Source organism: Streptomyces odontomachicola (assembly GCF_039605595.1).
GTDB lineage: Bacteria > Actinomycetota > Actinomycetes > Streptomycetales > Streptomycetaceae > Streptomyces.
This window is the reverse complement of sequence record NZ_JBCFOK010000006.1, coordinates 443,796-467,482: the sequence shown is the minus strand read 5'-3', so window position 1 is coordinate 467,482 and position 23,687 is coordinate 443,796. Positions and strand designations below refer to the sequence as shown.

Below are 23,687 nucleotides of genomic sequence, written 5' to 3'. Positions count from 1 at the left end.
TGTCGCCGCCGCCGCCGGGTTGCGCGCCTGGGGCTTCCAGCGGGGCGCTAACGGGGCGGGGGGGGGGGTGGGGCCGGGCGGGCCCGGCACCACCGCACCGCACGACAGGGCCGGACTACTCGAACAGTTCGGGGTCTCCCGCACCCCTGCGTACGATCTCCGCGCCGCCGTCGGAGAAGTCCACCACCGTGGTCGGTTCGGTGCCGCAGTCGCCCGAGTCGACCACCGCGTCCACCGTGTGCTCCAGGCGCTCCTTGATCTCCCAGCCCTGGGTCAGCGGCTCCTCCTCGTCGGGCAGCAGCAGGGTGCTGGAGAGCAGCGGCTCGCCGAGCTCGGCGAGCAGGGCCTGGGTGACCACGTGGTCGGGGATGCGCACCCCGACCGTCTTCTTCTTCGGGTGCATCAGCTTGCGCGGCACCTCCCGCGTCGCGGGGAGGATGAAGGTGTACTTGCCTGGCGTGGCCGCCTTGATCGCGCGGAACACGTCGTTGTCGATCTGCACGAACTGGCCGAGCTGCGCGAAGTCCCGGCACACCAGCGTGAAGTGGTGCCGGTCGTCGAGATGGCGGATGGAGCGGATGCGCTCCATGCCGTCCTTGCTGCCCAGCCGGCAGCCGAGCGCGAAACAGGAGTCCGTGGGGTATGCGATGAGCGCACCCTCGCGGACGGCGTCGGCCACCTTCCCGATGGTGCGCCGCTGCGGATTGACCGGGTGCACGTCGTAGTACTTCGCCATCCGCCGAGCCTAGGCGACGGGCGCGGCGCGCTCACCCCGCCCCGGCCGCCCGGCACTCGAGCGGCCCCTCGACCGCAGCGACCGTACGGCGAGGGCCAGCAGGAGCAGCGCGCCCGCGCCGAACACGGCGTTCCCCGCCAGGGCCACGGCGCGCGGCACGTCCAGCTCGGCTGCCTGCGTGAAGCCCACCCACACGTAGGTGAGCAGCGCGCCGCCGGCCAGCGCGAGGCGGTGTGCGGCGCCCCAGCCGGGGCGCGCCGACCAGCGCAGGACCAGCGCCACGAAGCCCGCGGCGAGCACGCACCACACGGCGCACAGCGCCCACTTCCACGCCGGGCCCTCGGGCATCTCCTGGCGGGTCCAGTAGAGGCTGGAGACGACGAGGGCGACGGCGCCGACGAGCCAGGGGTTCGGCGCGGGACGGCCCTCGGAGGAGCCGGAGGAGTCGGAGGAGCCGGAGAAGGGTGCGCGCTGGCGGCGGCCCACCGCGAAGCCCAGCACGATCAGTCCCACGATCACGACCCCCGCCTGCGTGAACTGCGCGGGCGACGCCACGAAGCCCTCGCTCACCGCCTGCTGGACCGCCAGGAACACCGAGCCCGCCACGAACACCGCGCCGGTCACCGCCACTCCCGGCAGCCGCAGCCAGGGCCTGGTGGGCTCACGGGTGAAGGTCTCGACGAGGGCGATCGGCACGCAGATGCTCCAGACCGTGTGCATCGCCAGCACGTCCTGGAGCATCTCGACGCTGGTGCCGAGCCCCGGGATGTGGGTGGCCGCGTACACGGCGCCCATGTCGACCCCGCCGTAGTGCGGGTTCCACAGCATCTGGTCGACGGGCCCCTCCTCGATCAGCGCGTACGCCGCCGCGAGCAGCACCATCGTGGGCCAGCCGCGCCCGGCACGCCGCGCGGTCTCCCGTACGAGCAGGGCGCCGCAGCCGTACAGCGGGAGGAAGAGCAGCACCGCGCCCAGGTCGGTGACCGGCTGATTGCCCAGCAGGAACTCGCCCACCAGCGGCGCGAGCAGCAGGAGCGCGAACGCGGGCAGGAGGCGGCGGCGCCGCGCGGGACGCTCCGCTGACGCGATGCCTTCGGCGGGCGCGGCGCCCGCGGCCGGTCCGGCTTCCCCGGCGGGTGCGGTGGCCTCGCCTGGTGCGGCGTCTCCGTCGTGATCAGCGGACATGCCTCCGACGGTACGGAGGCTCCGCCGCCCCGGCATCGGCTGCCGGTTGCCGCGTGACCGTCCGAAGGACGACAGCGCGCGACGAAAGGCTGAGCCCGAGGCCGTCCCTGCTACCCGCTGCGCCTGCGCGCCTTCCTCCGCGCCGCCGCCCGCAGCGCGAACGCCCCCGCGTGCACGCCGGCCGCCACCGCGGGGAACATCAGCGCCGCGCGGCCCACGTCGCGTCCCGTGGTCTCGCGCAGCACCCCGGCCCGGCGCAGTCTCGCCCACGCCCAGCAGCCGAACGGGGCCACGACCAGCGGCGCGGTGACCACTCCCGGCGTGTAGCCGCGGGCCGCCGCGCTCTGCCCCAGGTGCGTGAGGGAGTGCAGGCCGAACCCGGCGAGCACCGACTGGTAGAAGGCGGAGCGCCCTCCGCTCCACGCGCCCGCCGCGGAGGCGGCCGCCACCACGCCGCCCATCAGGCCGATCGCGGTGGCCGCGTGCGCGGTGTCGATGCGCAGCGCGTCCACGACGCCCGAGGGCAGCCGCGGATACCGCTCCTCCAGCCGGTCGGCGCGGCGCGCGGCCCAGGCGGGCATCGTCGCCAGCTCCTCGGCGTCGTGCACGGCGAAGGCGAGCAGCAGCCCCCAGGTCGCCGCCGCCGGCACCGCGTACGACGTCTTGTACGGCACCTCGTACGACGTCTCGCGCGCCGTCGTTCCGTCCTGTGCGCTCATGTCGCTCCCCCCCACGTCAACGGGCCCCCGCCACCGTATTGTTCACACATGCTGACGCTTGAGGAAGCGGCCCCCGCGGACTGGCCGCTGTGGCGGGAGGTCAGGCTTGCGGCGCTGACCGAGGCGCCGGAGTCCTTCAAGGCCCGGCTCGAGGACTGGGAGCGGGGCGGCGAGGAGCAGTGGCGCGCGCGGCTGGAGCTGCCGGGCGCGTACAACGTGCTCGCGCTGCTGGACGGGCGCCCCGTAGGGGTCGTCAGGGGCGTGCCCGACGGACGCGGCGGAGCGGAGCTCAGGTCGCTGTACGCGGCGCCGTCGGTGCGCGGCCGGGGCGTCGGCGACCGCCTGATGGAAGCGGTCGAGTCCTGGGCGCTGCGCGAGGGCATCGGCGAACTGCGGCTCGCCGTCCTGCCGGACAACGCCCGCGCGCAGGCGCTCTACCGGCGGCGCGGTTTCGCGCCCACGGGCGAGACGGGCGACCTCCTCCCGGGCGGGGAGCGGGAACGCGTGATGGCGAAGCGGCTCGGCTAGCGCCCCGGTACGGGGACGGTCCGGTACGTGGAGGGGGCGGGGCGCACGCGGCGCCCCGCCCCTCACCCGCTCACGTTCTCGCCCCTCACGTTCGCGGCGTCACCGGCCCAGCCGACGACGTATCGCGGCGGCCAGCTCGGACACGCCGGGCTCCCTGAGCACCCCGTAGTGGTCGCCGCTCAGGCCGATCACCGTCGGGGGCGCCGCGCTGTAGCCGCTGCTGCCCTCGATGAACGCGTAGTCGTCCCCGGTGGCCTTGAAGAGGGTGACTGGCGCCCGCAGCCGGCGCTCCGCCAGCTCGTGGAAGGCGTACTCGAAGGCGTAGGTCTCCCGCACGACGCGGGCGATCCGCCGGATCAGCGGCTCGTCCAGCGACGGGTACCTGCCGTGCACGAAGGCCGCGAAGGTGTCCTCGTCCTCGGTGGCCTCCAGGCACCGGTCCAGCTCGGGCCCGGTGACCGAGCCCGCGAAGACCGAGTAGAGGATCGTGACGTAGGCCGGGTCCCGGTAGTCGGCCGCCCGCTCGCGCCCGGGCTCAGGGCGACTCCCCTTCCGCACCTCCGGGTTGCCGGGGCAGAGCAGGAACAGGTGGTCCACCTCCTCCCCCGCGCTCTCCAGCTGCCAGGCCGCCTCGAAGGCGACCCGCGCGCCGAAGGAGTAGCCCCACAGCGTGTACGGGCCCCCGGGCCGCGCCCGGCGGATCTCCGCCACGTCCGCCGCCGCCATCTCGCGCACGGTCGGGTACGGGGTCTCGCCCGGGTTGATGCCGTGCGCCTGTATCCCGTGGAAGGGGCGGCCCAGGCCGGCGGCCCGGCCCAGCGCGCGCAGGTTCATCGGATAGCCGCCGAGGCCGGGCCAGCAGAACACCGGGGCGCCCTCCCGCTCCTCGTTCAGCCGCACCAGCCGCGCTGAAGCGGGAGCGGAGGCCGCATTCCCGGCCTGCCCGGCGTACTCCGCGACGCGGGCCGCGAGCCCCGACGGCGTCGGGCACTCGAAGAGCGTCTGGAGCGGAAGGCCGGTGCCGAAGGCGCGGTTGAGGCGGTTGACGAGCGCCACGGCGTGCAGCGAGTTGCCGCCCGAGGCGAAGAACTCGTCCTCCATGGACACCTCCTCGTATCCCAGCTCCCTGCCCCACTCTGCGGCGACCCGGCGCTCGGCTTCGGTGGCGGGCGCCACGTGCGGGCGCGCCGCGTGCGCGCGGGCCACCGGCTCTGAGACGGCCAGCGCGCCCGTGTCGACCTTGCCGTTCGCGGTGAGCGGCAGCTCGTCCAGCACCAGGACCCGGTGCGGGATCATGAACTCCGGGAGGGTGCGGGCCAGTTGCTCCTTGATCATCTCGGCCGGTCCCCGCATGTGCACGGCGTCCTCGCGCATGCCCTCGCTGCGGATCTGCTCCTCGCTGACCCGGCCGCCGAGCGCGAAGTACGAGGCGTCGGCCGGGCGTTCGCCGGCCCCGGCGAGGATGTCGTCCATCCGGCGCGCGGCGGGCAGCGGGTGGCCGCTCTTCGAGCTGTAGCCGGAGGACATCAGCCCCAGGCCGAGCCCGTTGCGCTGGAGGCGGTGCAGCTCGGCGCCCAGGGCGATGTAGCGCAGCCACTCCTCCCCGCCGCGGCTGACCGCCGTCACCCCGAACCCGGCGCGCTCGTGGACCTGCTGGTTGATGGCGATGACGTGCCGGGGCTCGATCAACGCGTCCGCGATGCGGCGCAGTTCGCCGACGGCACCCGCGCCCCCACTGTTACCCCGTGCATGACAAGCCTCGTGCCGGTACTGGCCCGGCTCCAGCCCGCGTACGCCGCCGGGGTGGGCCTGCACATAGAGCCCCGTCACGTCCGGCATGCCCGCGTCCCCGGCCGCGACCACGGCGAAGCTGCCCAGCAGATGGTCCTCGGGAGCGATGTCCAGCGCGTGCCGCACGGACTCGTCGCGGCCCGACGGGCGCAGGCCGAGGCCGTGTTCGGGCAGCACCTCCTGGAACAGGCCCACCATGTGCCCGGCCTCGAACTCCAGGACCTCCCGGATGTTGTTCCTGTAAACCGGTTCGACGGCCCGCCGCTTCCCGGCGAAGTGGACGGTGAGCGACGGGGTTGCGCCCTGCTCGTCCGCCTTGTTGTCCCCGACGCGTACGAGGGTGTGCTCGGCGGGGTGGTGGTAGTACACGCCGGGTGCGAGGCCCGCCGCGCCCTCGGGCCCCGCGGCCTCCACGTACAGCTGCGTCGCGTACAGGGCGCCGGGCGAGGCGTAGGCGTACTTGGGCAGCAGCCGCTCCTCGCTCCTGAACTGCCCGAACCAGCGCAGGATCGCGCCGAGTTCGCCGTACGTCAGCTCTCCCGGGCCGCGCTGCGGGACGCCGGAACCGGTGGGCGCCGGGCGCGGGGCGAGCAGCCGCAGCAGGTCCTCGCGGGTGACCTCGCCGCCCTCGAAGTGGCGGTACGTCTTGCGCGCGAAGGTATCGCGGCGCTGGCGCTCCGTCTCCCGCGCGCCGGGCAGCTCCAGCACGGGGCGCCCGGCGAGCTCGCTCTCCTCCCTGATCCCCGGGTCCGAGAGCTGGGCCCTGACCTGGAGCCTGCTGGCCTTGGACTGGTGGTGGCCGCCGTGGTTGCCCTGGTCCATCAACGCGGCTTCCCTGGGGTCGAGTTCGACGCAGGCCACCAGGTTGCGCGCGCCCGTGCGCGGGTCCTGGGCGACCAGGGCCGCGGCCCTGCGTACCCAGGTGTGCTCCTCCACCGCGAGCGCCACCTCCTCCAGCTCGATGCGGTGGCCGCGCAGCTTGACCTGGCTGTCGGCGCGCCCGGCGAAGCTGAGGCTGCCGTCCGGGTTCCAGTACGCCAGGTCGCCGGTGCGGTAGAGGCGCTCGGTGGGGACGAAGGGCGAGCGCACGAAGCGCTCGGCGGTCAGGTCGGGGCGCTCCAGATAGCCGCGCGCCAACTGCGCCCCGCCGATGTGGAGTTCGCCCGTCTCGCCGATGTCCACGGGGGCCATGTTCTCGTCGAGGACGTAGCACTGGGTGTTGTCGGCCGGTACGCCGATGGGCACGGCGCCGTCTCCGTTCCCGGCGTGCGCGTCCGGCTTGCCGAGCGTGTCCGGGTCGACCAGGTGCGCGGTGGCGTTGATGGTGCACTCGGTCGGCCCGTACAGGTTGACCAGCGAGGACCACGGCAGCTCGTCGGTGAAGGCGCGGGCGAGCCGCTTCGACAGGGTCTCGCCGCCGCAGAACACCCGCCGCAGCGAGGTGCAGCGGGCGAACTCCTCGTGTTCGAGCAGCGCTTGGAGCAGCGTGGGCACGCACTGGAGCGCGGTCACCCGGTGCGCGACGACGGCGGCGGTGAGCGCCGCGGGATCGCGGTGCATTCCAGGGCCGCCCGCCACCACGCGGCCTCCGACGACGGGCGCGAGGATCTCCCACTGCGCCGCGTCGAAGCTCATCGGCGTCTTCTGCAGCACGGCGGTACCCCTGCCGAGGTGGCCGCAGGCGTGCATCCAGCGCATCTGGGACAGGATGCTGCGGTGCTCGATCATCACGCCCTTGGGGCGGCCGGTGCTGCCCGAGGTGTAGATCACGTACGCCAGGTCGCGGGGGTCCGGCGTGGCGGGCGGGGGCTCGTCCGCGACGGCGGGGAGCTCTGCGCCTGCCGCCCCGAGGGTCACCACCTGGGTCCCCCGCGGGACGAGCCGGGACAGTCGCGGGGCCAGGTGTTCCTGGGTGAGGACGATGCGGGTGCGGCTGTCCTCGATCATGTGGCGCAGCCGCTCCTCGGGGTACTCAGGGGACAGCGGCAGATACGCGGCGCCGGAGAAGAGGATTCCCCACGCGCCGGTGATCAGGCCGGCGGAGGGGTCCGCGTACAGGCCGATGCGTTCGTCCGCGCCCGCGCCCAGGCGGCGCAGGCGCGCGGCCACGGCGGTGGCCGCGCGGTCGAGTTCGCGGAAGGTGAGTCCTCCGGTGTCCGAGGCGACGGCCACGGCGTCCGGCTGCGCGGCGGCCTGCTGCCTGAGCAGCGCGGGGAGGCTGCCCTGATGGAGAGCGGTCAGGGGGTCGCTGAGGTGAGCGGTCTTCACGGGATTCCTTGCAGTGCCAGTGATGTGTGGGACGGGGGGGGGTGGCACGTGGGGGGTTCGGCGCGGCCCCGTTCCGGTGGGGCGGCTTCGCGCCGTGGGTTGCTTCGCGCTGCGAGGTTCGGCCCCGCTGCGGGTCGGGGTCACTGGGGACTGTGACCGCCGGTCCGTTGCGTGCGTGGCTGCTTCCCGCTGCGGCGGGATGTGGGTGGGTGGACGCCTTGCGAGTGGGCCTCGCGACCGGGTGCCGCGGGATTCGGGCGCGTGGGCGTCTGCCGCTTGTGCCTTGGCGGGCGGCCTGCGACGCTCCGCGCCGCTTGCCGCCCGTGGCGGGTCACTTCGCGGTGGTGCGGGCCTCCGTGTCCGCCGCGGTGGGCTTCTCCGGCTCCGTGCGCGGAGGTTTCGCGCGGCCCGGCTGGGCCAGGAGCACCGCCGCCACCACGGTGAGCGCTCCGGCCAGCTGCACGGGTGTCAGGGACTCGCCCCGTACCGCGTAGCCGAGCACGGCCGCCGCCAGGGGACTGGCGAAGCCCAGGACCGAGACCGCGGAGGCGGGCAGCCGCTCGATGCCGCGGAACCACACCGCGTACGCGAACAGCGCCCCGATCAGGCTGAGATACAGGAAGCCGACGGCGTTGGACCCGGTGACGCGGCCGGGCAGTCCCTCCGCCACCAGGGTCGCTGGCACCAGGACCAGGCCGCCCGCGGTGAGCTGCCAGCCGGTGAAGGTCAGCACGCTCACCCCGTCGGGGCGGCCCCAGTGCTTGGTGAGCACGATGCCGCTCGCCATGCACACGGCGCCGCCGAGACCGGCGAGGATGCCGACCGTGTCGAGGCCCGCCTCGGGCTGGAGCACCAGCAGGCCCACGCCCAGCATGCCGACCACGCAGGAGGCCACCTGCCGCGGCCGTACGCGGTCCTTCAACAGCAGCGCGGCCAGCACCAGGACGATCGTCGGCTGCACGGCGACCACGATCGCGGCCACGCCGCCCGGCAGGTGGTAGGCGGCGACGAAGAGCAGGTAGAAGAACGCGCCGATGTTCAGCACGCCCAGCACCAGGGCACGCCACCACCACGCGCCGCGCGGCAGCGCGCGGCCCGCGGCGACCAGCACGAGCCCCGCAGGCAGCGCCCGCACGGCGGAGGCCAGCAACGGCCTGCCGGGCGGCAGCAGTTCGGTGGTCACCAGGTAGGTGCTGCCCCAGATCGCCGGCGCGAGCGCGGTCAGCGCGGCGTCGGCCGCCGGCCCGCCGCGCCTCATCGGGACCCCCTCGCCCGCGAGTGAGCGCGCCGTTTGCGCGGCGGGCGTGCAGGTGCGAGGTCGGTACGGCACACGGCTCCGGTCACGGTGAACTCCCTGGGAGTCGGAAGGGCTGCGGACGCCGGAGCGGCTCCCGGCGAGGCGGGCCGCTCCAGCCGGGGAACCATAAGGTAGGTAAGGCTTACCTAACAAGCTTCGGCACGGTCTGGGCAACGGCCACACACGGCCCCATACGGCGGGGAGCGGCAGAAATCGGGCCCCGGCCGTTCCCCCACGGCCGGGGCCCTGCTGAGCGGAATACGCGAAGTGCGCTGAGAACGCGAAGTCCTTGAAGTGCGCCGACGTCAGGCGTGCACGGGCGTGCGGGCCCGCAGCGTGTGCGCCTTGCGCGCGGTGCGGGTGGCGACGTCCACGGTGTACGCGTCGAGGCTCATCCCGCGCGGCGACACCTTGAGCACCATGAAGCCGTGCGCCGCGAAGTCCTGCCAGGCGGAGGGGTGGTCGCCGTGCGCCTTCCCGTCGCCGCTCTTGGCTGCGGCGCCGCACACCACCTGCCGTGTGCCCTTGCTCTCCGCCGTGGGCTCCAGGATCTGGAGGGTGTGGTCGTGCCCGGAGAAGATCAGGTCGGCCCGCCCGCACACCACCTCCTCGTACAGCTCCTTGAGGTGGATGCCGCTCGTGTAGTGCCCCACGGTGAAGCCGTCGTAGGAGCCCGCGCTGCCGTGCTTCCCGTTGTTCACGTACGGGTGGTGCCCGAGCACGATCTTCCACTGCGCGCGGGACTCCGAGAGCGCGCGGTCCAGCCAGGCGCGCTGCTCGCGCATGTAGGGGCCGTCCCACTGGTAGTGGGGGTCGGTCTGCACCACGTACGAGGTGACGGGGATGGTGTCCAGCGCGAAGAACTCCACCAGGGGGTCGCCGTCGGCACCGGAAGGCAGCGCCACGCTGTAGTAGCGGGCGGGCATGTACCAGCGCCTGGAGTGTTTCGCATACGCCACCTCGCGGTCGCCGCGCGAAGGATCGCCGCCTGTGCCGGGTATGAGGCCCGAGCAGTCGTGGTTGCCGAGGAGCATCAGCCACGGCACGTCGATGCCGGAGTTGGGCTTCTCGAACTTGTCCTGGAATTCGGAGTCGCGGTCCGACTCGGGCCCGTTCTCGTAGATGTTGTCGCCCAGCCCGACGGCCAGCCCGATGCCCTCGCTGCGCATCAGCTTGCGCGCCGCGGCGGCGACCGCGTACTGCGCCTCGTCACCCGTACCGGCGTCCCCGGTCACCAGCACCGCGAACTCACCGTCGGGGCCCGGCTGTTGAGGGAGCGGGAACTTGCCGTCCGCCGCGCGCGCCGGAGAGGGGGACAGCACGCCGCCCGAGAGACCGGCGAGGGCCGCGCCGGCGGCGACGCCGCCGAGCAGGGTGCGGCGATTGAGCAGCGCCGGAGCGTCCTGGCCCGCGGCTCCGGAGGGCGCCGCGGTGCCCGCGTACGGGGCGAGGTCCGGGGCGTCCTCCGATCTCAGCCACTCGTCCTCGGTCATGTCCGGGCGGGGCGGGATCAGTTCGTCGTCACACATGCCCCGGTTTCTCTCACGGGTTACTGACAGGTTTCACGGAGAGCGCATGAACAGCCGGTGGAGATCCGAAGTCGCCCCGGCGAATCCCGCGACGGCCTTCGGCAGAGCCCCCGGCACCCGGGCGCCCCCGCCCGAGCCCTCAGCGCCCGCGCCGCTCCCCGTACAGCTCCGTCAGCAGGTCCACCGCGTCGCGCGTGGCCGGGTGCGGGTCGTGCCGGGGCCAGATCAGGCGCACCTCGATGAGCGGGGCGTCGCGGAGCGGGCGGAAGACGATGCCCTGCCGCCGGTACTGGGCGGCGGTGGCCTCGGGCGTGATGCCCATGCTGCCGCCCGAGGCGATCGCCGCGAGCCAGTCGTCGACGTCCTGGACGTGCTCGACCTCGGGGCGCGACTCCGGCGGCCAGAGCGTGGCGGTGGCGGTGCCGGTGCGCCGGTCCACCAGCAGGGTGTGCCCCGACACCTCTTCCAGCCGCAGGGTGCGGCGGGAGGCCAGCGGATCGTCGGCGGCCAGCGCGCAGTGCCGCCGCTCGCGGCCCACGACGGCGCCGTCGAAGCGCCGCTCGTCGTAGCCGGCCCGTACGACGGCGAGGTCGCAGGCGCCCTCGGCCAGGCCGCCCGTGGGCGTGTTCGTACGGATCAGGCGCAGCTCCACGCCCGGGTGCTCCTGGGCCCAGCGGCGCTGGAAGCGCTGCGTGTGCTTGCCCATGGCGGACCAGGCGTGACCGACCCGCAGCCGGGTGCGCCCGGTGACGGCCTCGGCGGCCAGGTCCTCGGCGTCGGCGAGGAGTTGGCGCGCGCGGGCCAGCACGCGCATGCCGGCTGCGGTGGGTTCGGTGGTGCGGCTGGTGCGGTGCAGGAGCCGCACGCCGAGCAGTTCCTCCAGCGAGCGCAGGGTGCGGGAGACCGCGGCCTGCGAGACGCCCAGCTCGATGGCGGCGTCGGTGAAGGTGCCCGTGTCGGCGATCGCGACCAGGCAGCGGAGCTGCCGCAGCTCCAGCTCCTGGGCCCCTTCCCTGCCCGCACCGCTCCCCGCACGCCGGCCCGCACCCCTGGCTCCATCCATGACTCCAGCGTATAGATCCGGCGCCGGACGCATTTTGTGCGGGCCCGGTCACGCACCAGAGTCATGCGCCATGACGACCACGACCAGCGACGCGGCCCCGGGAGCCGCGCCCGCCGACGCCATGACCGACGCGACGGTCGGTGCGGCGGCCGATGCCACCGCCGGTTCCGGCGCCGCCACCGCCCCCGAGCAAGCCCCCGCCCGCTCCGGCCGCCTCGCCGGTGCCGCGCTGATGACGTGCAGCGGGCTGTCCAATCAACTGGGCGCCGCCACCGGTGCGCTGGCCTTCCCCGTGATCGGCCCCGCCGGAGTGGTGGCCGTACGCCAGTGGGTGGCCGGCGCCGTGCTGCTGGCCGTGGGGCGGCCGCGCTGGCGCTCCTTCACCTGGCGGCAGTGGTGGCCTGTGCTCTCGCTCGCCGTGGTGTTCGGCACCATGAACCTCTCGCTGTACTGCGCCATCGACCGCATCGGCCTCGGGCTCGCGGTCACGCTGGAGTTCCTGGGGCCGCTGACCGTGGCGCTGGCCTCCTCGCGCCGCGCAGTGGACCTGGTGTGCGCGCCCGCCGCGGGCGCCGCCGTGGTGGTGCTGGCCAGGCCGCAGCCCGCCACCGACTACACGGGCATCGCGCTGGGGCTGCTCGCCGCGGTGTGCTGGGCCTCGTACATCCTGCTCAACCGCACCGTGGGCCGCCGCGTCCCGGGCGCGCAGGGCTCGGCTGCCGCCGCCGTGGTGTCCGGGATCTGCTACGTACCGATCGGGATCGTGGTGCTGCTGCACCACCCGCCGACGCCGGCGGCGCTCGGGTACGCGGCCGTCGCGGGCGTGCTGTCCTCAGCGGTGCCCTTCCTCTCCGACCTGCTGGCGCTGCGCCGCGTGCCGGCCCGCTTCTTCGGCGTCTTCATGAGCGTCAACCCGGTGCTGGCCGCGCTGGTCGGGCTCGTGGTGCTCGGCGAGACCCTGGACGCGGCGGCCTGGACCGCCATCGGGGTCATCGTCGCGGCGAACACGGTGAGCGTGATGTCCGGCGCCGGGCCGCGACGCCGCGGCGGGGCCTGAGCACGCGGCCCAGGCCCCGCGGGGCGCGCTTCAGGGGACGGGCCTCAGACGATGTCCTCCCCGATGAGGGCCAGCTCCCGGTCCTCCTCGGCGCGTTCGGGCGTGGAGTACGCGCGGTCGCCGGCCACCTTCCACCACACGGTCGCCAGGGTGAGCACCGCGACGAGGGCCACCGGCGCGTAGTTGAAGGAGTCGGCGGTGACCGGGTTGGTCTGCGGGAGGCAGAACAGCACGGTCACGAAGAGCACCCACACCACGGCGACGATGCCGACCGGGACGCCCCAGCGCCCCAGGTTCCACTTGCCGGGCTCGAAGCGGTGCCGGTTGCGCAGCCGCAGCCAGATGGGGATGGCGTACGCGGGGGTGATCCCGATGACGTTGATCGCGGTCACGGCGCCGTACGCGGTCTCGCTGTAGAGCGAGGGCAGGGCCAGCACGGCGGCCACCGCGACCGAGAGCCACACCGCGCGGCCCGGCGTGCCGGTCGCGGCGTTGATCTTCCGCCACTGCGCGGAGAAGGGCAGCGCGCCGTCCCGGGAGAACGCGAAGACCATCCGGCTCGCGGCGGCGACCTCGGCGTTGCCGCAGAAGAGCTGCGCCACGATCACGATCATCAGCAGCAGCTTGGCCCCGGTGACGCCGAGCGCGTCGAGGAAGATCTGCGCGGGCGGCACCCCCGTGGCACTGTTCACGGTGCCCGCGTAGTCCTGGATCGCGAAGGTCAGCCCGGCGAGCAGCACGAAGCCCGCCACCCACGACCAGACGATGGCGCGCATGATGCCGCGCGACGCGCTGACCTCGGCCGCTGTGGTCTCCTCCGAGAGGTGGGCGCTCGCGTCGTAGCCGCAGAAGGTGTACTGCGCGAGCAGCAGCCCGATCATGACCACGTACAAGTGCCCCGACCAGCCGGTGTCGTTGACGAACTCGCCGAAGACGAACGAGGCCGAGCGGTGCTCCGAGGGCACCAGCGCCAGCACCGCGACGATCACGGTGACCCCGGCGACGTGCCACCACACGCTGACCGAGTTGAGCACGCTGACCAGCCGCACGCCGAAGAGGTTGAGCGCGGCGTGCAGCAGCAGGATGCACAGGTAGATCATCATCAGCATGCCGGGCGTGGGCTCGATCCCCCACTGGAGGTTGAGCAGCGCGCCGGTGAACAGGGCCGCGCCGTAGTCGATCCCGGCGATGGCGCCGAGCAGCCCGAGCAGGTTGAGCCAGCCGGTGTACCAGCCCCAGCGGCGGCCGCCCAACTGGTCGGCCATGTAGTACAGGGCGCCCGACGTCGGGTAGGCGCTGGTGACCTCGGCGAGCCCGGCGCCGACGAACAGCACCATCAGGCCGACCGCGGCCCAGCCCCACATCATGACGGCGGGGCCGCCGGTGATCAGGCCGAAGCCGTACAGCGTCATGCACCCGGAGAGCACGGAGATGACCGAGAAGCTGATGGCGAAGTTGCCGAACGGGCCCATCCGCCGGATCAGCACCGGCTGGTAGCCCAGATCGCGGAGCTTTGCGTCGTCGTCGGTCGGTACCGCCCTGTGGGGTGGGGCAGTGCGAGTGCGCGGCACCACGGACCTCCTGGTTCTTCGGTGGGAGTGGGGGGATGCGGCCGGCGGGTGGTCAGCCCGTCGCGGCCAGGGACTGTGCCCGGGCGCGCAGGAACTCCGTCTTGGCCGCCTCGGGGTCGCCGGGGCCGTCGCTGACGTACGTCCACGGCTGCCGGGTGTAGTAGGGGCCGAGGGCGGTGAAGACGCGCGCCGCGTCCTTGTACCAGTGCGCCGACCAGGCGGCGTGCGCCAGGTAGTTGAGGTCGAGCACCGATTCACGGGTCGGGTCTGTGCGGTCGAACCAGCCGTACAGCGCGTTGCGGGTGTCCACCATGACCGGCTCGTCGGCCCAGCGTCTGCGCAGCCATCTGTCGGCGCTGTGCGCGCTGTCGTGTCTGCGGAACTGCTCCGCGTACGCGTACAGCGGCAGGACCAGCAGCGGGGACCCCGCGGGCGCCCAGGAGACCACCCAGCGGATGAAGTCGATCGAGGCGGCCTGCGAACCGTCGGAGTCCGCCGCGCGCGCGTTCAGGAATTGCAGCATCCTGTGGTGCGCCTCGCGGTTGTACCCGTCGCGCTGGCGCACCCGGTAGAGCAGCCCCCACGGCCCGGTCGGCAGCATCGGCTCAGCGGCCTGCTGGCGGTGTTCGGGCCGCCGCAGCCCGGTGTCGGCCTGGGCGAGCGCGAGCAGGCACACCCAGGGCACCGGGTCGGCGGGCAGCGCCTCGGCGGCCGCCAGGCACGCGCGGCGCGCGCCCTCCTCCAACTCCCCCGCGCTGGGATGGCGTTCACGGTGTGCGCGCAGCGCGCGCTCCACGCCGACGCGCGCCCGCATCAGCAGCCCGTCGGGGTCCCCCGGCACCTCGTCCAGCCATGCCTGCACCACCTGCGAGTGCGCGGCGACGATGCCGAGCACCTGGCTGCGCGAGGTGCGCAGCGCCCAGTCGCGCCCCGTGGTGCGCAGCAGGGTGCGCATGCTCATCCAGCGTCCGGCGCGTACCTCCTCCAGGGTGCCGCGCAGCGCGGTGTCGAACCCGGCCGGGCTGAACACCGGCCTGAAGTCTCCCCCGGCACCCCGTGCGCCCCGCGGGCTCATCAGGAGGGCCGCACGGGCCGCCGGTGCGCGCTGCGGGAGGAGCGGGGTGGTTCCGGCGGCTGGGCGTGCGTCATCACAGGCGGTCCTCGGATTCCTCAAATGGCGTGCGTGCGCGGGAACATGACGCCCGGCACTTGGTCAGAGCGCCGGCGGGGATCACACGTTCCGGGGTGTGAGGGAAACCTAACGCGCCGGAGCCGCCCCCTACCAGGGAACGGATCAAGTTGTTGTTCGAGTTCTTGAGACGTGGGTCCAAATTCGGGGCGGGTACGGGGTAGTTGAGCCCGATTTCGCCGCGGCTCCCTGTTCAGGGTTGAAACAAGCATGCGTGCACGAACCCGTGGGAGCGCGCCGCGGCCCCGACCCTGAAACGACTCATTCCGCAGCGTCCTCGTGCAGCGCCGCTCTCACTCGGCACCGCCCCTCAGTCGACGGAGTCCGCCGCCGGCTCCCCCGTACCGCTCAGCGCCGCCGTGCGCACCGCCTCCCGCCAGCGCTCCAGGTGTCCCGCCGCGCGCCCGGCACTCCAGCGCGGCTCCACCGTGCGCCCCGGCGTCCAGGAGGGAACGGCCCGCTCCAGGGGCAGGTCCGGGTCGAGGGCGAGCCGCGCGAAGGCGGCCGCGCCGAGCGCGGTGGCGTGCTCCGAGGGGTAGACGTCCACCGGCACCTGGGCGAGGTCGGCCTGCGCCTGGACGAGGGTGCGGCTGCGGGTGAGGCCGCCGTCCGCGCGCAGCCGGGTCAGCGGCACGTCCAACTCCCGCTGCACCAGCGAGGAGAGCTCGGCGACCTGCGCGCCGATGCCCTGGAGCACGGCGAGCACGAGGTGTTCGCGGCGGGTGGAGAGCGTCATGCCGGTGAAGGCCGCCGTGGCGTCGGGCCGCCACCAGGGCGCCGCGAGCCCGGCCAGCGCGGGGACGCACAGCACGCCGTCGGCGTCCGAGGCCGCCACCCGGTCCAGGTCGGCGGGCCCCTCGATCAGCCCCAGGTCCTGGAGCCAGCGCACCGCGGAGGCCGCCGTGTAGACCTGCCCGTCCACGCAGTACGAGGTCTCGCCGCGCACCCGCCACGCGACCGACGAGGTCAGCCCGGAGGCCGGGCGCAGCGCCCGTTTCCCCGTGTTGGCGAGCAGGAACGCGCCCGTTCCGTAAGTGCACTTGGCGGTGCCCGGCGTGGTGCAGCCCTCGGCGAGGAGCGCGGCCTGCTGGTCCACCGCGATCCCGGCGACCGGCACCGGGGCGCCCGAGCCGAAGGCCGTGGTGGTGCCGACCGTCTCGTCGCAGTCGGCGACGCGGGGCAGCTCCTCGTCCTCCAGCCCGAAGACCGCGGCCAGTTCGGGGTCCCAGGCGACGGTGTCCAGGTCCAGCAGGAGCGAGCGCGACGCGGTGGACGCGTCGGTCACATAGGCGCCGGTGAGCTGGTGCAGGAGCCAGGAGTCGGTGGTGGTGACCACGCCCTCGCGGGTGATGTTCTCCCTGATCCAGGTCATCTTGGGCGCGGAGAAGTACGGGTCGAGCACCAGGCCCGTCCGCTGCGCGATCCGCTCGGCTCCGGCCGCGCGCTCCCGGCAGATCCCCTCGGCCCGCCGGTCCTGCCACACGATGGCGCGGGAGAGCGGGCGCCCGGTGTGCCGGTCCCAGGCGAGCACCGTCTCCCCCTGGTTGGCCAGCGCGACGGCGCCCAGCGTGGGGCGGCCCGCGCTCTCCCAGGCGCGTCGGCCCGCCGCGTACACGGACTCCAGCAGTTCGCCGGGGTCCTGCTCGACGGCGCCGCCCGGCAGGTATTCGGGGGTCACGGGTGCCTCGGCGACCGCCAGCACCTCGTCGCCCGGGCCGAGCACGACCGCCTTGGTCGCCGAGGTGCCCTGGTCGAGGGCGAGGATGACGGTCACAGGGATTCGACCTCCACGCCGGGTTCGCGGGTGAGGGCCTCGCGACGCCGTACCCATACGCCGGCGAAGACCAGGGCGCCGAGCACCAGCGTGCCCAGCGCGTAGAGCTGCGCCTGCCGGAAGTCGCCGGGGATGCCGAAGATGCACAGCTCGGCGACCAGCCACAGCACGGCTCCGGCGACCACGGGCTTCTCCCACTTCCCGAGCGTGAAGTCGTCCGGGCGCGGCGTGTACTTGCGGCGGGTGGCGATGAAGAGGGCCACGGTCCCGGCGTAGAGCAGCGCGGGCATCAGCGTTCCGGCGCTCAGGAGCTGGGGCAGCGCGTCGGGGTTGGTGCCGAAGGCCGCGACGATCGCGATGGAGGCGGCGGCGACGGTCGCGGTGGCCCAGGTGGGACCGCCGGTGGGGCGCGGCACCCGGCTGAGCACGCCCGAGCAGGGCAGCCGCCCGTCGCGTGCCATGGCGTGCACCAGGCGGCTGTTGCTCACCATGATGACCAGCCCGCACGCGAAGATCGCGATGCTGACCACGACCAGCATCACCGAGGCCGCCACGTGCCCGAGGGTCTGCTCGATGATGGCCGCGACGGGGGCCGAACTCTTGGTCAGCTCGGGCACCTTGGAGCCCGCGCCGACCGTGATCACGATGAGGAACAGCATCCCGATGGCGCCGCTGAGCAGGATGGCGCGCACCATCGCGCGGGGCACGACGCGCTTGGGGTCGTGCGTCTCCTCCGCGAGGTTGGCCGCCGACTCCCATCCGACGAGGGTGAACGCGCCCAGCAGCGCGGAGAGCATGAAGGGGCCGAGGAAACCGAAGTACCCCTTCGCCGGGGCCTCTCCGACGGACGCGAGGTTGGACCAGTCACCGGTGTCGGTGAACACGCAGGCGCCCGCGATCAGCAGCGTGAGCCCCGTCATGGCCAGCACCTCGGCGCCCACGGCCAGGTTGTTGACCCGGGTGGCGATGGGGGTGGACCAGATGATCAGCGTCATCTGGAGCAGCAGGACCACGGCCGTGCCGATGGCGCCCGCGGTCGCCGTGTACTCGATGCCGAACAGCGGGAACAGCGCCACCTGCGTGAGCCCGTAGTCCACGGCCACCGCGACGATGGCCAGGAAGGCGAACGAGACCCAGCCGAACCACCAGCCCAGCAGCGGCGATGCCAGTCTGCTCGCCCACTGGTAGCTGTAGCCGGAGAGCGGGATGCGGGAGGCCAGCATCCCGTACACCAGGGCGACCAGCGCGGTACCTATGGTCACCACGGGCCAGGTCCAGATCCCCGCGGGCCCGCCGTAGCCGAGCACGGTCCCGTACGTGGTGAAGAGTCCCGTGGTGATCGATATGAACGAGAAGGCCACGGCGAAGGACTCGAAGCGGCTCAGGGTGCGCGCGAACTGCCGCTGGTAGCCCGCGTGCTCGACGCTCGCCTCGGCCGCGTCCGGCGCGCCGGCGCCCTCCGGTCTCCCCTCACCCTCCGCGGGCCCGGGCTCCTCCTTCGGCGGTTCCGCCGCCGCGCTGCTGGTGCTGGACGGCTGCTCCATCGGGGCTCCTAACCGGACGTGCCCGCTGCGGACCGTGAACGGGAGGCGTGCGGCGCGGTGTTCGGCACGGCGTTCGGCGCTCGGCGGACGGGACCGAAGAAGATCTTGGGTACCGGCCGCACCCCGCGTCAACCACCGCGCCCCGGCGAGTGCGCACGCCGCCCACGCCAACGGGCCGCGCACACCAGGCAGTTCACCCGGTGTGCGCGGCCCGTTTCGAGTCCCGCCGCGGCCTCGGCGCCGCGTCGTTCAGCCCTTGAGCGCCACGTCCCACGCCGTTTCCGCGGCCGCGCGCACCGCGTCGGCGTCCGCCGCGTACCCCAGCGAACCGAGGCTCAGCGCAAGGGCGTCGAGGGAGGCCAGCACCGTTTCGCGGGAGGCGGCGCGGCCGTAGTGGTTCACTCGGATCATCTCGGCTGCGAGGTCGCCGCCCCCGGCCTGCACCGGCACGTCACCGGCGGCGGCAGCCCCGGCCACCACCTCGCGCGCGTCCAGGTGCGCCGGGCTGCGCAGGGTGGTCGCGGCCGGCGCCGCGTCCTCGTCCCGTACGACGTACGGCTCCAGTTCGGGCAGCGCGCGTGCGCCGGCACGCAGGGCAGCGGCCGCCGCGCGGTGCCGGGCGATCGTGGCGTCCAGGCCGTCCGCCTCGACGCGGTCGAGCGCCTGCTCCAGCGCGAGCATCTCGTACTGGGCCGGGGCATGCGGGAGCGCGGTGCGGCCCGCGTCGGTCCAGCGCTTCTTCCAGTCCAGCAGCGAGAGGTACGAGCCGCGCGGCGCCTGCTCGTTGGCCTCGATGCGCTCCCACGCGCGCGGGCTCACCGCGGCCGCCGAGACCCCGGCGGGACCCGCGAGCGCCTTCTGCCCGCCGATCACGCACAGGTCCACGCCCCACTCGTCGGTGAGCAGCGGTTCGGCGCCGACCGAGGCCACGGCGTCCAGCATCAGCAGCGCGCCGTGCTCGCGGACCACGGAGGCGATCTCCGGCACCGGGTTGGTGTTGCCGGTGGCTGCCTCCGCGTGCACGAGGCTGACCAGCTCCGTCTCCGGGTGCTCGCGCAGCGCCCCGGCGACCTGCTCCGCGCTGACGGCGCCGGTGAAGGGGGCGGTCACCGTGATCACTTCGGCGCCGCTGCCGCGCAGCCAGTTGCCGAAGGTCTCGCCGTACGGGCCCGTGACGATGTTGAGCGCGGTGCTGCCGGGGCGCGCGGCCGAGCGGATGCACGCCTCCAGGGGCAGCAGCGCCTCGCCCTGCATCACGATCACGTCGTTGCCCGTCCGCAGCACGGAGGCGGCCTTGTCCTCGATGCGGGCGAAGTGCTCCGCGCTCAGCGGGGGCAGGTCCAGGGCGTCGAATTGCACGGTCACGGTGGCCTTCCAGCGGTGGCGGGCCGCGCTCTCACGGCTCCTACGGCACCTCCGACTCTACGGGTGGGACGGGGCGCGAGGGGGTACGGGGTGGCGCGCGGCACCTGGGGTGCGGGCCTCGCGGGAGGGGCGGGGTGCGTACGGAGGCCAAGTGGCCGGTATGCGGGGGCGCGAGGGTCCGGTGCTTGGCATGAGCACCGCTGTTCGGTCATGATGCGGCATGATCTACACGCGTAACCCTTCCGCCGGTACGCGCCGCGCCCTCGCGCGGGCCGGGCTCGGCGCCCTCCTCGTCCTGACCCTGCTGCCCGCCCAGTCGGCCACGGCGCAGCAGGACTCCGCCGCCGGGAAGCCGGCCTCCACCGGGGCTCCCGGAAAGGACGGAGCCCGGCCCCCGCGCACCCCGGGAGAGCTGCGCGCCGCCACGTACCTGGACTCCGTACGGCAGGACCCGGCCAAGCTGCGGAGGTTCTTCACCGCGCTGCCCAAGGGCGCCGACCTGCACAATCACCTGCCGGGAGCGGCGACGACCGAGTTGCTGATCAAGCTGGCGGGCGAGAAGGGCCTGTGCATCGACCGCACCACCACCGCGGTGGCCGGGCCGTGCGACAAGGCGAAGGGCGAGCGGCCCGCCGCCGACGCGCAGCGCGACAAGGGCTTCCGCGAGAAGGTGCTGCGCGCCTGGTCCATGCAGGACTACACGGGCGACAAGGGGCACGACCACTTCTTCGACACCTTCGGGAAGTTCGACAAGGCCACGCGGGGCGAGACCGGGACCATGCTCTCCGAGGTCGCCGACTCCCTGGCGCGGCAGAACCAGTCCTACCTGGAGACCATGGTCAGCCCCGCAGTCGACCAGGCCAACAAGCTCGCCGACTCGGTCGGTTACGACAAGGACCTGGGCTCCATGCGCCGCAAGCTGGAGGCGCACGGGCGGATGGACCGCCTGGTGCGGCAGGCGCGCACGGAGGCGGACCAGGCGGAGGAGCAGTTCCGCCGCGCCGGGAAGTGCGGCACGGGGCACCCGCACGCCGGCTGCCGCCTGCCGGTGCGGTTCATCTCGCAGGTGCTGCGCGCCAGTTCGCGCGAGCAGGTCTTCACGCAGATGGTGCTCGGGATGCGGCTGGCGCAGGAGGACCCGAGGTTCGCCGCGGTCAACCTCGTACAGCCCGAGGACGCGCCGGTCTCGCTGCGGGACTACCGGCTGCACATGCGCATGCTCGGCTACCTGCACCGCACCTACCCGCGCGCGCACATCTCGCTGCACGCGGGCGAGTTGGCGCCCGGCATGGTCAAGCCGGAGGAGCTGACGTACCACATCCGCGAGGCCGTCCGGACGGGCAAGGCCGAACGCATCGGGCACGGCGTCGACCTGCGCCACGAGGACGGCTGGCCCCGGCTCGCGCGCGCGATGGCGGCCCGCGACGTGCCGGTCGAGGTGCCCTTCACCAGCAATGAGCAGATCCTCGGCGTGAAGGGGAAGGAGCACCCCTTCGAGTCGTACCGGAAGTACGGGGTGCCGGTGGTGCTCGCCACCGACGACCCCGGGGTGTCCAGGACCGACATCAGCCACCAGTACCAGCACGCCGCGCAGACCTACGGGCTCGGCTACCCGGAGCTCAAGGACCTGGCGCGGGCCTCGCTCCAGTACGCCTTCCAGCCCGGGCGCAGCCTGTGGGAGGGCAGGCCCGCGAAGGACGGCTACCGCACGGTGCCCGCCTGCCGCTCCGAGCGGCCGGGCAAGGGCGCGCCGGGCCGCGCCTGCGCCGAGTACCTGGCGGGCAACCCCAAGGCGTCGCTCCAGTGGAAGCTGGAGGAGTCCTTCGCGGCCTTCGAGCGGGATCCGGGGCACGCGGGGCGGTAGCGACACCCCACACGGCATGAGAGTGCCCGGTCGCCTGGGTGGCGGCCGGGCACTGTGCTGCTCACGCAGCGGGACGTGTCAGCGCTGTCGGCTCAGCACTGGTTGGGCACGTTCGCGTGCGCGTCGCCCTGGAGCGCCGCGGCCGGTACGTAGCCGTTGTCCCGCGGCCACGTGCGGTCGATCTTGATCCAGATGTGGTTGGTGACGTTGCCGACGGTCACCTTCTGGCCGGGCGTCCAGCACATGGCGTCGTAGGTGCCGCCCGGGGTGACGTAGCTCAGCTTCTCGCTCCCGTTGTTGGGGTTCCTGTAGACGCCGTAGTCGGCCCACGCGGTGACCTGGGTGTTCTGCACGGCCACCGCGCCCTTGGCGGGGCCGGCTGCCGCAGGGGCCGCCGCGGCGGCGGTCATTCCGGCCGCACAGGCCAGCGCGGCCAGGACGCCGGCGAGCGCACGGTTCTTGCGCATGGTGTTCCCCCGAATCCGGCGGCGCGGGAATCGGAATTCCGGGCGGCGCCGTGTCGATGAGCAGGTACATCACAAACCTTGGGGGAATGGCACCGTGCACGGCAACGCTTTGCCGTTCGGCCTTTCCGCCGCATTGATTCGCTCCGTGGATAAGCGCCGAACGCTGCGCGGAACCCGGCATTCCCCGTCGACTCCCCGCCGATTCCCCGCCACGGTGCGCCGGAGTGCTCCGCCCACGCTCCCGTACGCCCCCGTGCGGGGCGCCGCGATGATGGATTCTGGTAGCCGACCGTTCGGCCGGAACACGGATACATCGGGGGAACGAATGCCGACGGATTACGGGCGCCACAGCGCCCCGAGCACCCATCAGCTCCATCTCTTCCTCACCCTCGCGACCGAGCTGCATTTCCGCCGCTCGGCGCGGCGCGTCTTCCTCTCGCAGGGCGCCTTCTCGCAGCAGATCAGCGCCCTGGAGCGGCGCCTCGGCCTGTCCCTCGTGGACCGCACCACCCGCCGCGTCGCGCTCACCGGCGCCGGCAGCGCCCTCGTGCCGTACGCGCGCGCCGTGCTGTCCGCCGTCGACGACCTCCAGCGGGCCGTGCGCGAGGTGCGGCGCGGCTCACCAGGCCCCATGACGCTCGGCTCCTTCGAGGCCACGGCCTCGCTGCCGCCGGTGCCCGCGATCCTCGACGCGCTGCGCTCCCGCACGCCGGGGCTGGGCATCCAGCTCACCTGCCAGGGCTTCGCGGAGTGCCCGTACGCGCTGGTCAACGGGCTGGTCGACGCCGCCTTCACCTTCCTGCCCGTGCCCGAGGGCGTGCAGACCCGCACCGTGGCGACGGGCCCGCGCTGCGCGGCGATATCCAGCGCCGACCCGCTCGCGGGGCGCGGCACCCTGACCCTGGCCGACCTCGCGGCGCGCCCCGTCATCGGCTGGGCGCCCGGGGTGCCCGGCGCCTGGCGCGAGCAGTGGTCGGCCGATCCGCGCCCGGACGGCAGCAGGGCGCGCTGCTCGGGCCACGAGGTCGCGGGGTACGAGTCGGCGCTGCCGCTCATCGCGCTCGGCGAGGGCATCCAGTTCGTGCCCTCGGTCGCGCGCGAGCTGTATCCGCGCCCCGGCGTCAGCTATGTGGAGGTCACCGACCTGCCGCCGTGCACGGCGGTGCTGGCCTGGCTCCCGGAGCGCCGCGACGATCCGCGCGTGGCGGCGCTGCGGCATGCGGCGGACGCGGTGCTGGCGCGGGCGGACATGGCGCTGCTCGCCGAGCATTCCTGATCCGTGCGCGAAGCCCGGACACGGAAGAGGCCCCGGACACAGAGGCCCCGGACACAACAGAAGCCGGGGCCCGCACCACGAAGGTGCGGGCCCCGGCCGCGGGTCATGCGCCGAGCGTTCAGCTCTGGACGATGTTCTCCGCCTGCAGGCCCTTCTGGCCCTGGGTGACGTCGAAGGTCACCTTCTGGCCCTCGACGAGCTCACGGAAGCCCGTCGCCGCGATGTTCGAGTAGTGGGCGAAGACGTCGGCGCCGCCGCCGTCCTGCTCGATGAAGCCGAAGCCCTTTTCCGAGTTGAACCACTTCACGGTTCCGGTGGCCATACTGATCTCCTCTATGGGGCAGAACGAGGCCCGCACCTTGCGCACCTCTCTTCGCTGCGTTGAGCCCCACACTCCGGAGTGGCCGGAAAACAATAAAGCGCCTGAAGGAGCATTCCGTCAGGCGCGCATAAAGTTCATGGGT

18 protein-coding genes are annotated in these 23,687 nt (G+C 73.5%); 4 read left to right on the top strand and 14 right to left on the bottom strand.

Annotated features, from left to right (window positions below; all coding sequences use genetic code 11):
- Positions 1–115: 115 nt before the first annotated feature.
- From ABEE00_RS14515 to ABEE00_RS14505, 3 genes are all read right to left on the bottom strand, one after another.
- A complete protein-coding gene (locus tag ABEE00_RS14515) occupies positions 116–736 on the bottom strand; it encodes an L-threonylcarbamoyladenylate synthase (protein ID WP_345745847.1) in 621 nt (206 codons plus the stop codon).
- A gap of 9 nt (positions 737–745) precedes the next feature.
- Complete coding sequence (locus ABEE00_RS14510; protein WP_345745846.1) at positions 746–1,921, bottom strand: hypothetical protein; 1,176 nt, start codon at positions 1,919–1,921, stop codon at positions 746–748.
- Positions 1,922–2,031: 110 nt separating this feature from the next.
- Positions 2,032–2,640: an HXXEE domain-containing protein gene (locus tag ABEE00_RS14505; protein ID WP_345745845.1), complete on the bottom strand. Its 609-nt coding sequence runs from the start codon at positions 2,638–2,640 to the stop codon at positions 2,032–2,034.
- A gap of 48 nt (positions 2,641–2,688) precedes the next feature.
- Between ABEE00_RS14505 and ABEE00_RS14500 the strand changes: the two genes are divergently transcribed.
- Positions 2,689–3,168: a GNAT family N-acetyltransferase gene (locus ABEE00_RS14500; protein ID WP_345745844.1), complete on the top strand. Its 480-nt coding sequence runs from the start codon at positions 2,689–2,691 to the stop codon at positions 3,166–3,168.
- Positions 3,169–3,267: 99 nt separating this feature from the next.
- On the opposite strand, the gene ABEE00_RS14495 is transcribed toward ABEE00_RS14500, so the two are convergent.
- The 4 genes from ABEE00_RS14495 to ABEE00_RS14480 form a co-directional block, all read right to left on the bottom strand.
- Positions 3,268–7,227, bottom strand: coding sequence for a non-ribosomal peptide synthetase family protein (locus ABEE00_RS14495; protein WP_345745843.1), 3,960 nt, complete (start codon positions 7,225–7,227; stop codon positions 3,268–3,270).
- A gap of 331 nt (positions 7,228–7,558) precedes the next feature.
- Entirely contained in the window at positions 7,559–8,485 is a 927-nt protein-coding gene (locus ABEE00_RS14490; RefSeq protein WP_345745842.1) for an EamA family transporter, read from the bottom strand.
- A gap of 344 nt (positions 8,486–8,829) precedes the next feature.
- Positions 8,830–10,053 (bottom strand): metallophosphoesterase, encoded by a 1,224-nt coding sequence (locus ABEE00_RS14485; protein WP_345745841.1) that lies wholly within the window; start codon positions 10,051–10,053, stop codon positions 8,830–8,832.
- 139 nt (positions 10,054–10,192) lie between these two features.
- Positions 10,193–11,116, bottom strand: coding sequence for a LysR family transcriptional regulator (locus tag ABEE00_RS14480; RefSeq protein WP_345745840.1), 924 nt, complete (start codon positions 11,114–11,116; stop codon positions 10,193–10,195).
- Between the two features lie 121 nt (positions 11,117–11,237).
- Between ABEE00_RS14480 and ABEE00_RS14475 the strand changes: the two genes are divergently transcribed.
- The gene (locus ABEE00_RS14475) at positions 11,238–12,173 is read left to right on the top strand and encodes an EamA family transporter (RefSeq protein WP_451918578.1); all 936 of its coding nucleotides are present in this window, start codon (positions 11,238–11,240) and stop codon (positions 12,171–12,173) included.
- A gap of 44 nt (positions 12,174–12,217) precedes the next feature.
- Here ABEE00_RS14475 and ABEE00_RS14470 read toward each other — a convergent pair whose 3' ends face one another.
- The 5 genes from ABEE00_RS14470 to ABEE00_RS14450 all read right to left on the bottom strand — a co-directional run bounded on the left by ABEE00_RS14470 (position 12,218) and on the right by ABEE00_RS14450 (position 19,616).
- Positions 12,218–13,744: an amino acid permease gene (locus ABEE00_RS14470; protein WP_345745839.1), complete on the bottom strand. Its 1,527-nt coding sequence runs from the start codon at positions 13,742–13,744 to the stop codon at positions 12,218–12,220.
- A 52-nt stretch (positions 13,745–13,796) separates the two neighbouring features.
- Positions 13,797–14,774, bottom strand: a complete 978-nt coding sequence (locus tag ABEE00_RS14465; RefSeq protein WP_345745838.1) for a hypothetical protein — start codon at positions 14,772–14,774, stop codon at positions 13,797–13,799.
- Between the two features lie 469 nt (positions 14,775–15,243).
- Complete coding sequence (locus tag ABEE00_RS14460; RefSeq protein WP_345745837.1) at positions 15,244–16,707, bottom strand: FGGY family carbohydrate kinase; 1,464 nt, start codon at positions 16,705–16,707, stop codon at positions 15,244–15,246.
- Complete coding sequence (locus tag ABEE00_RS14455; protein ID WP_345745836.1) at positions 16,704–18,251, bottom strand: amino acid permease; 1,548 nt, start codon at positions 18,249–18,251, stop codon at positions 16,704–16,706. The genes ABEE00_RS14460 and ABEE00_RS14455 overlap by 4 nt, the downstream gene beginning before the upstream one ends.
- Positions 18,252–18,500: 249 nt before the next feature.
- On the bottom strand, positions 18,501–19,616 hold the full coding sequence (locus ABEE00_RS14450; RefSeq protein ID WP_345745835.1) for a pyridoxal-phosphate-dependent aminotransferase family protein: 1,116 nt from the start codon (positions 19,614–19,616) through the stop codon (positions 18,501–18,503).
- A 220-nt stretch (positions 19,617–19,836) separates the two neighbouring features.
- Here ABEE00_RS14450 and ABEE00_RS14445 point away from each other — a divergent pair, with 220 nt between their 5' ends.
- The gene (locus tag ABEE00_RS14445) at positions 19,837–21,480 is read left to right on the top strand and encodes an adenosine deaminase family protein (RefSeq protein ID WP_345745834.1); all 1,644 of its coding nucleotides are present in this window, start codon (positions 19,837–19,839) and stop codon (positions 21,478–21,480) included.
- A gap of 92 nt (positions 21,481–21,572) precedes the next feature.
- Here ABEE00_RS14445 and ABEE00_RS14440 read toward each other — a convergent pair whose 3' ends face one another.
- Entirely contained in the window at positions 21,573–21,947 is a 375-nt protein-coding gene (locus ABEE00_RS14440; protein ID WP_345745833.1) for a hypothetical protein, read from the bottom strand.
- A 325-nt stretch (positions 21,948–22,272) separates the two neighbouring features.
- Between ABEE00_RS14440 and ABEE00_RS14435 the strand changes: the two genes are divergently transcribed.
- Positions 22,273–23,223, top strand: coding sequence for a LysR family transcriptional regulator (locus tag ABEE00_RS14435; RefSeq protein ID WP_345745832.1), 951 nt, complete (start codon positions 22,273–22,275; stop codon positions 23,221–23,223).
- Positions 23,224–23,341: 118 nt separating this feature from the next.
- Here the strand turns inward: ABEE00_RS14435 and ABEE00_RS14430 are convergent, their stop codons facing one another.
- Positions 23,342–23,545, bottom strand: coding sequence for a cold-shock protein (locus tag ABEE00_RS14430; protein WP_345745831.1), 204 nt, complete (start codon positions 23,543–23,545; stop codon positions 23,342–23,344).
- Positions 23,546–23,687: the final 142 nt, after the last annotated feature.

Excerpts from the sequence above, each read along its gene's own strand:
- ABEE00_RS14430 (WP_345745831.1), bottom strand. The coding sequence starts at position 23,545 with ATGGCCACCGGAACCGTGAAGTGGTTCAACTCGGAAAAGGGCTTCGGC.
- ABEE00_RS14505 (WP_345745845.1), bottom strand. The coding sequence starts at position 2,640 with ATGAGCGCACAGGACGGAACGACGGCGCGCGAGACGTCGTACGAGGTG.
- ABEE00_RS14445 (WP_345745834.1), top strand. The coding sequence starts at position 19,837 with ATGATCTACACGCGTAACCCTTCCGCCGGTACGCGCCGCGCCCTCGCG.
- ABEE00_RS14480 (WP_345745840.1), bottom strand. The coding sequence starts at position 11,116 with ATGGATGGAGCCAGGGGTGCGGGCCGGCGTGCGGGGAGCGGTGCGGGC.
- ABEE00_RS14510 (WP_345745846.1), bottom strand. The coding sequence starts at position 1,921 with ATGTCCGCTGATCACGACGGAGACGCCGCACCAGGCGAGGCCACCGCA.
- ABEE00_RS14485 (WP_345745841.1), bottom strand. The coding sequence starts at position 10,053 with ATGTGTGACGACGAACTGATCCCGCCCCGCCCGGACATGACCGAGGAC.
- ABEE00_RS14490 (WP_345745842.1), bottom strand. The coding sequence starts at position 8,485 with ATGAGGCGCGGCGGGCCGGCGGCCGACGCCGCGCTGACCGCGCTCGCG.
- ABEE00_RS14500 (WP_345745844.1), top strand. The coding sequence starts at position 2,689 with ATGCTGACGCTTGAGGAAGCGGCCCCCGCGGACTGGCCGCTGTGGCGG.
- ABEE00_RS14440 (WP_345745833.1), bottom strand. The coding sequence starts at position 21,947 with ATGCGCAAGAACCGTGCGCTCGCCGGCGTCCTGGCCGCGCTGGCCTGT.
- ABEE00_RS14455 (WP_345745836.1), bottom strand. The coding sequence starts at position 18,251 with ATGGAGCAGCCGTCCAGCACCAGCAGCGCGGCGGCGGAACCGCCGAAG.
- ABEE00_RS14475 (WP_451918578.1), top strand. The coding sequence starts at position 11,238 with ATGACCGACGCGACGGTCGGTGCGGCGGCCGATGCCACCGCCGGTTCC.
- ABEE00_RS14435 (WP_345745832.1), top strand. The coding sequence starts at position 22,273 with ATGCCGACGGATTACGGGCGCCACAGCGCCCCGAGCACCCATCAGCTC.
- ABEE00_RS14515 (WP_345745847.1), bottom strand. The coding sequence starts at position 736 with ATGGCGAAGTACTACGACGTGCACCCGGTCAATCCGCAGCGGCGCACC.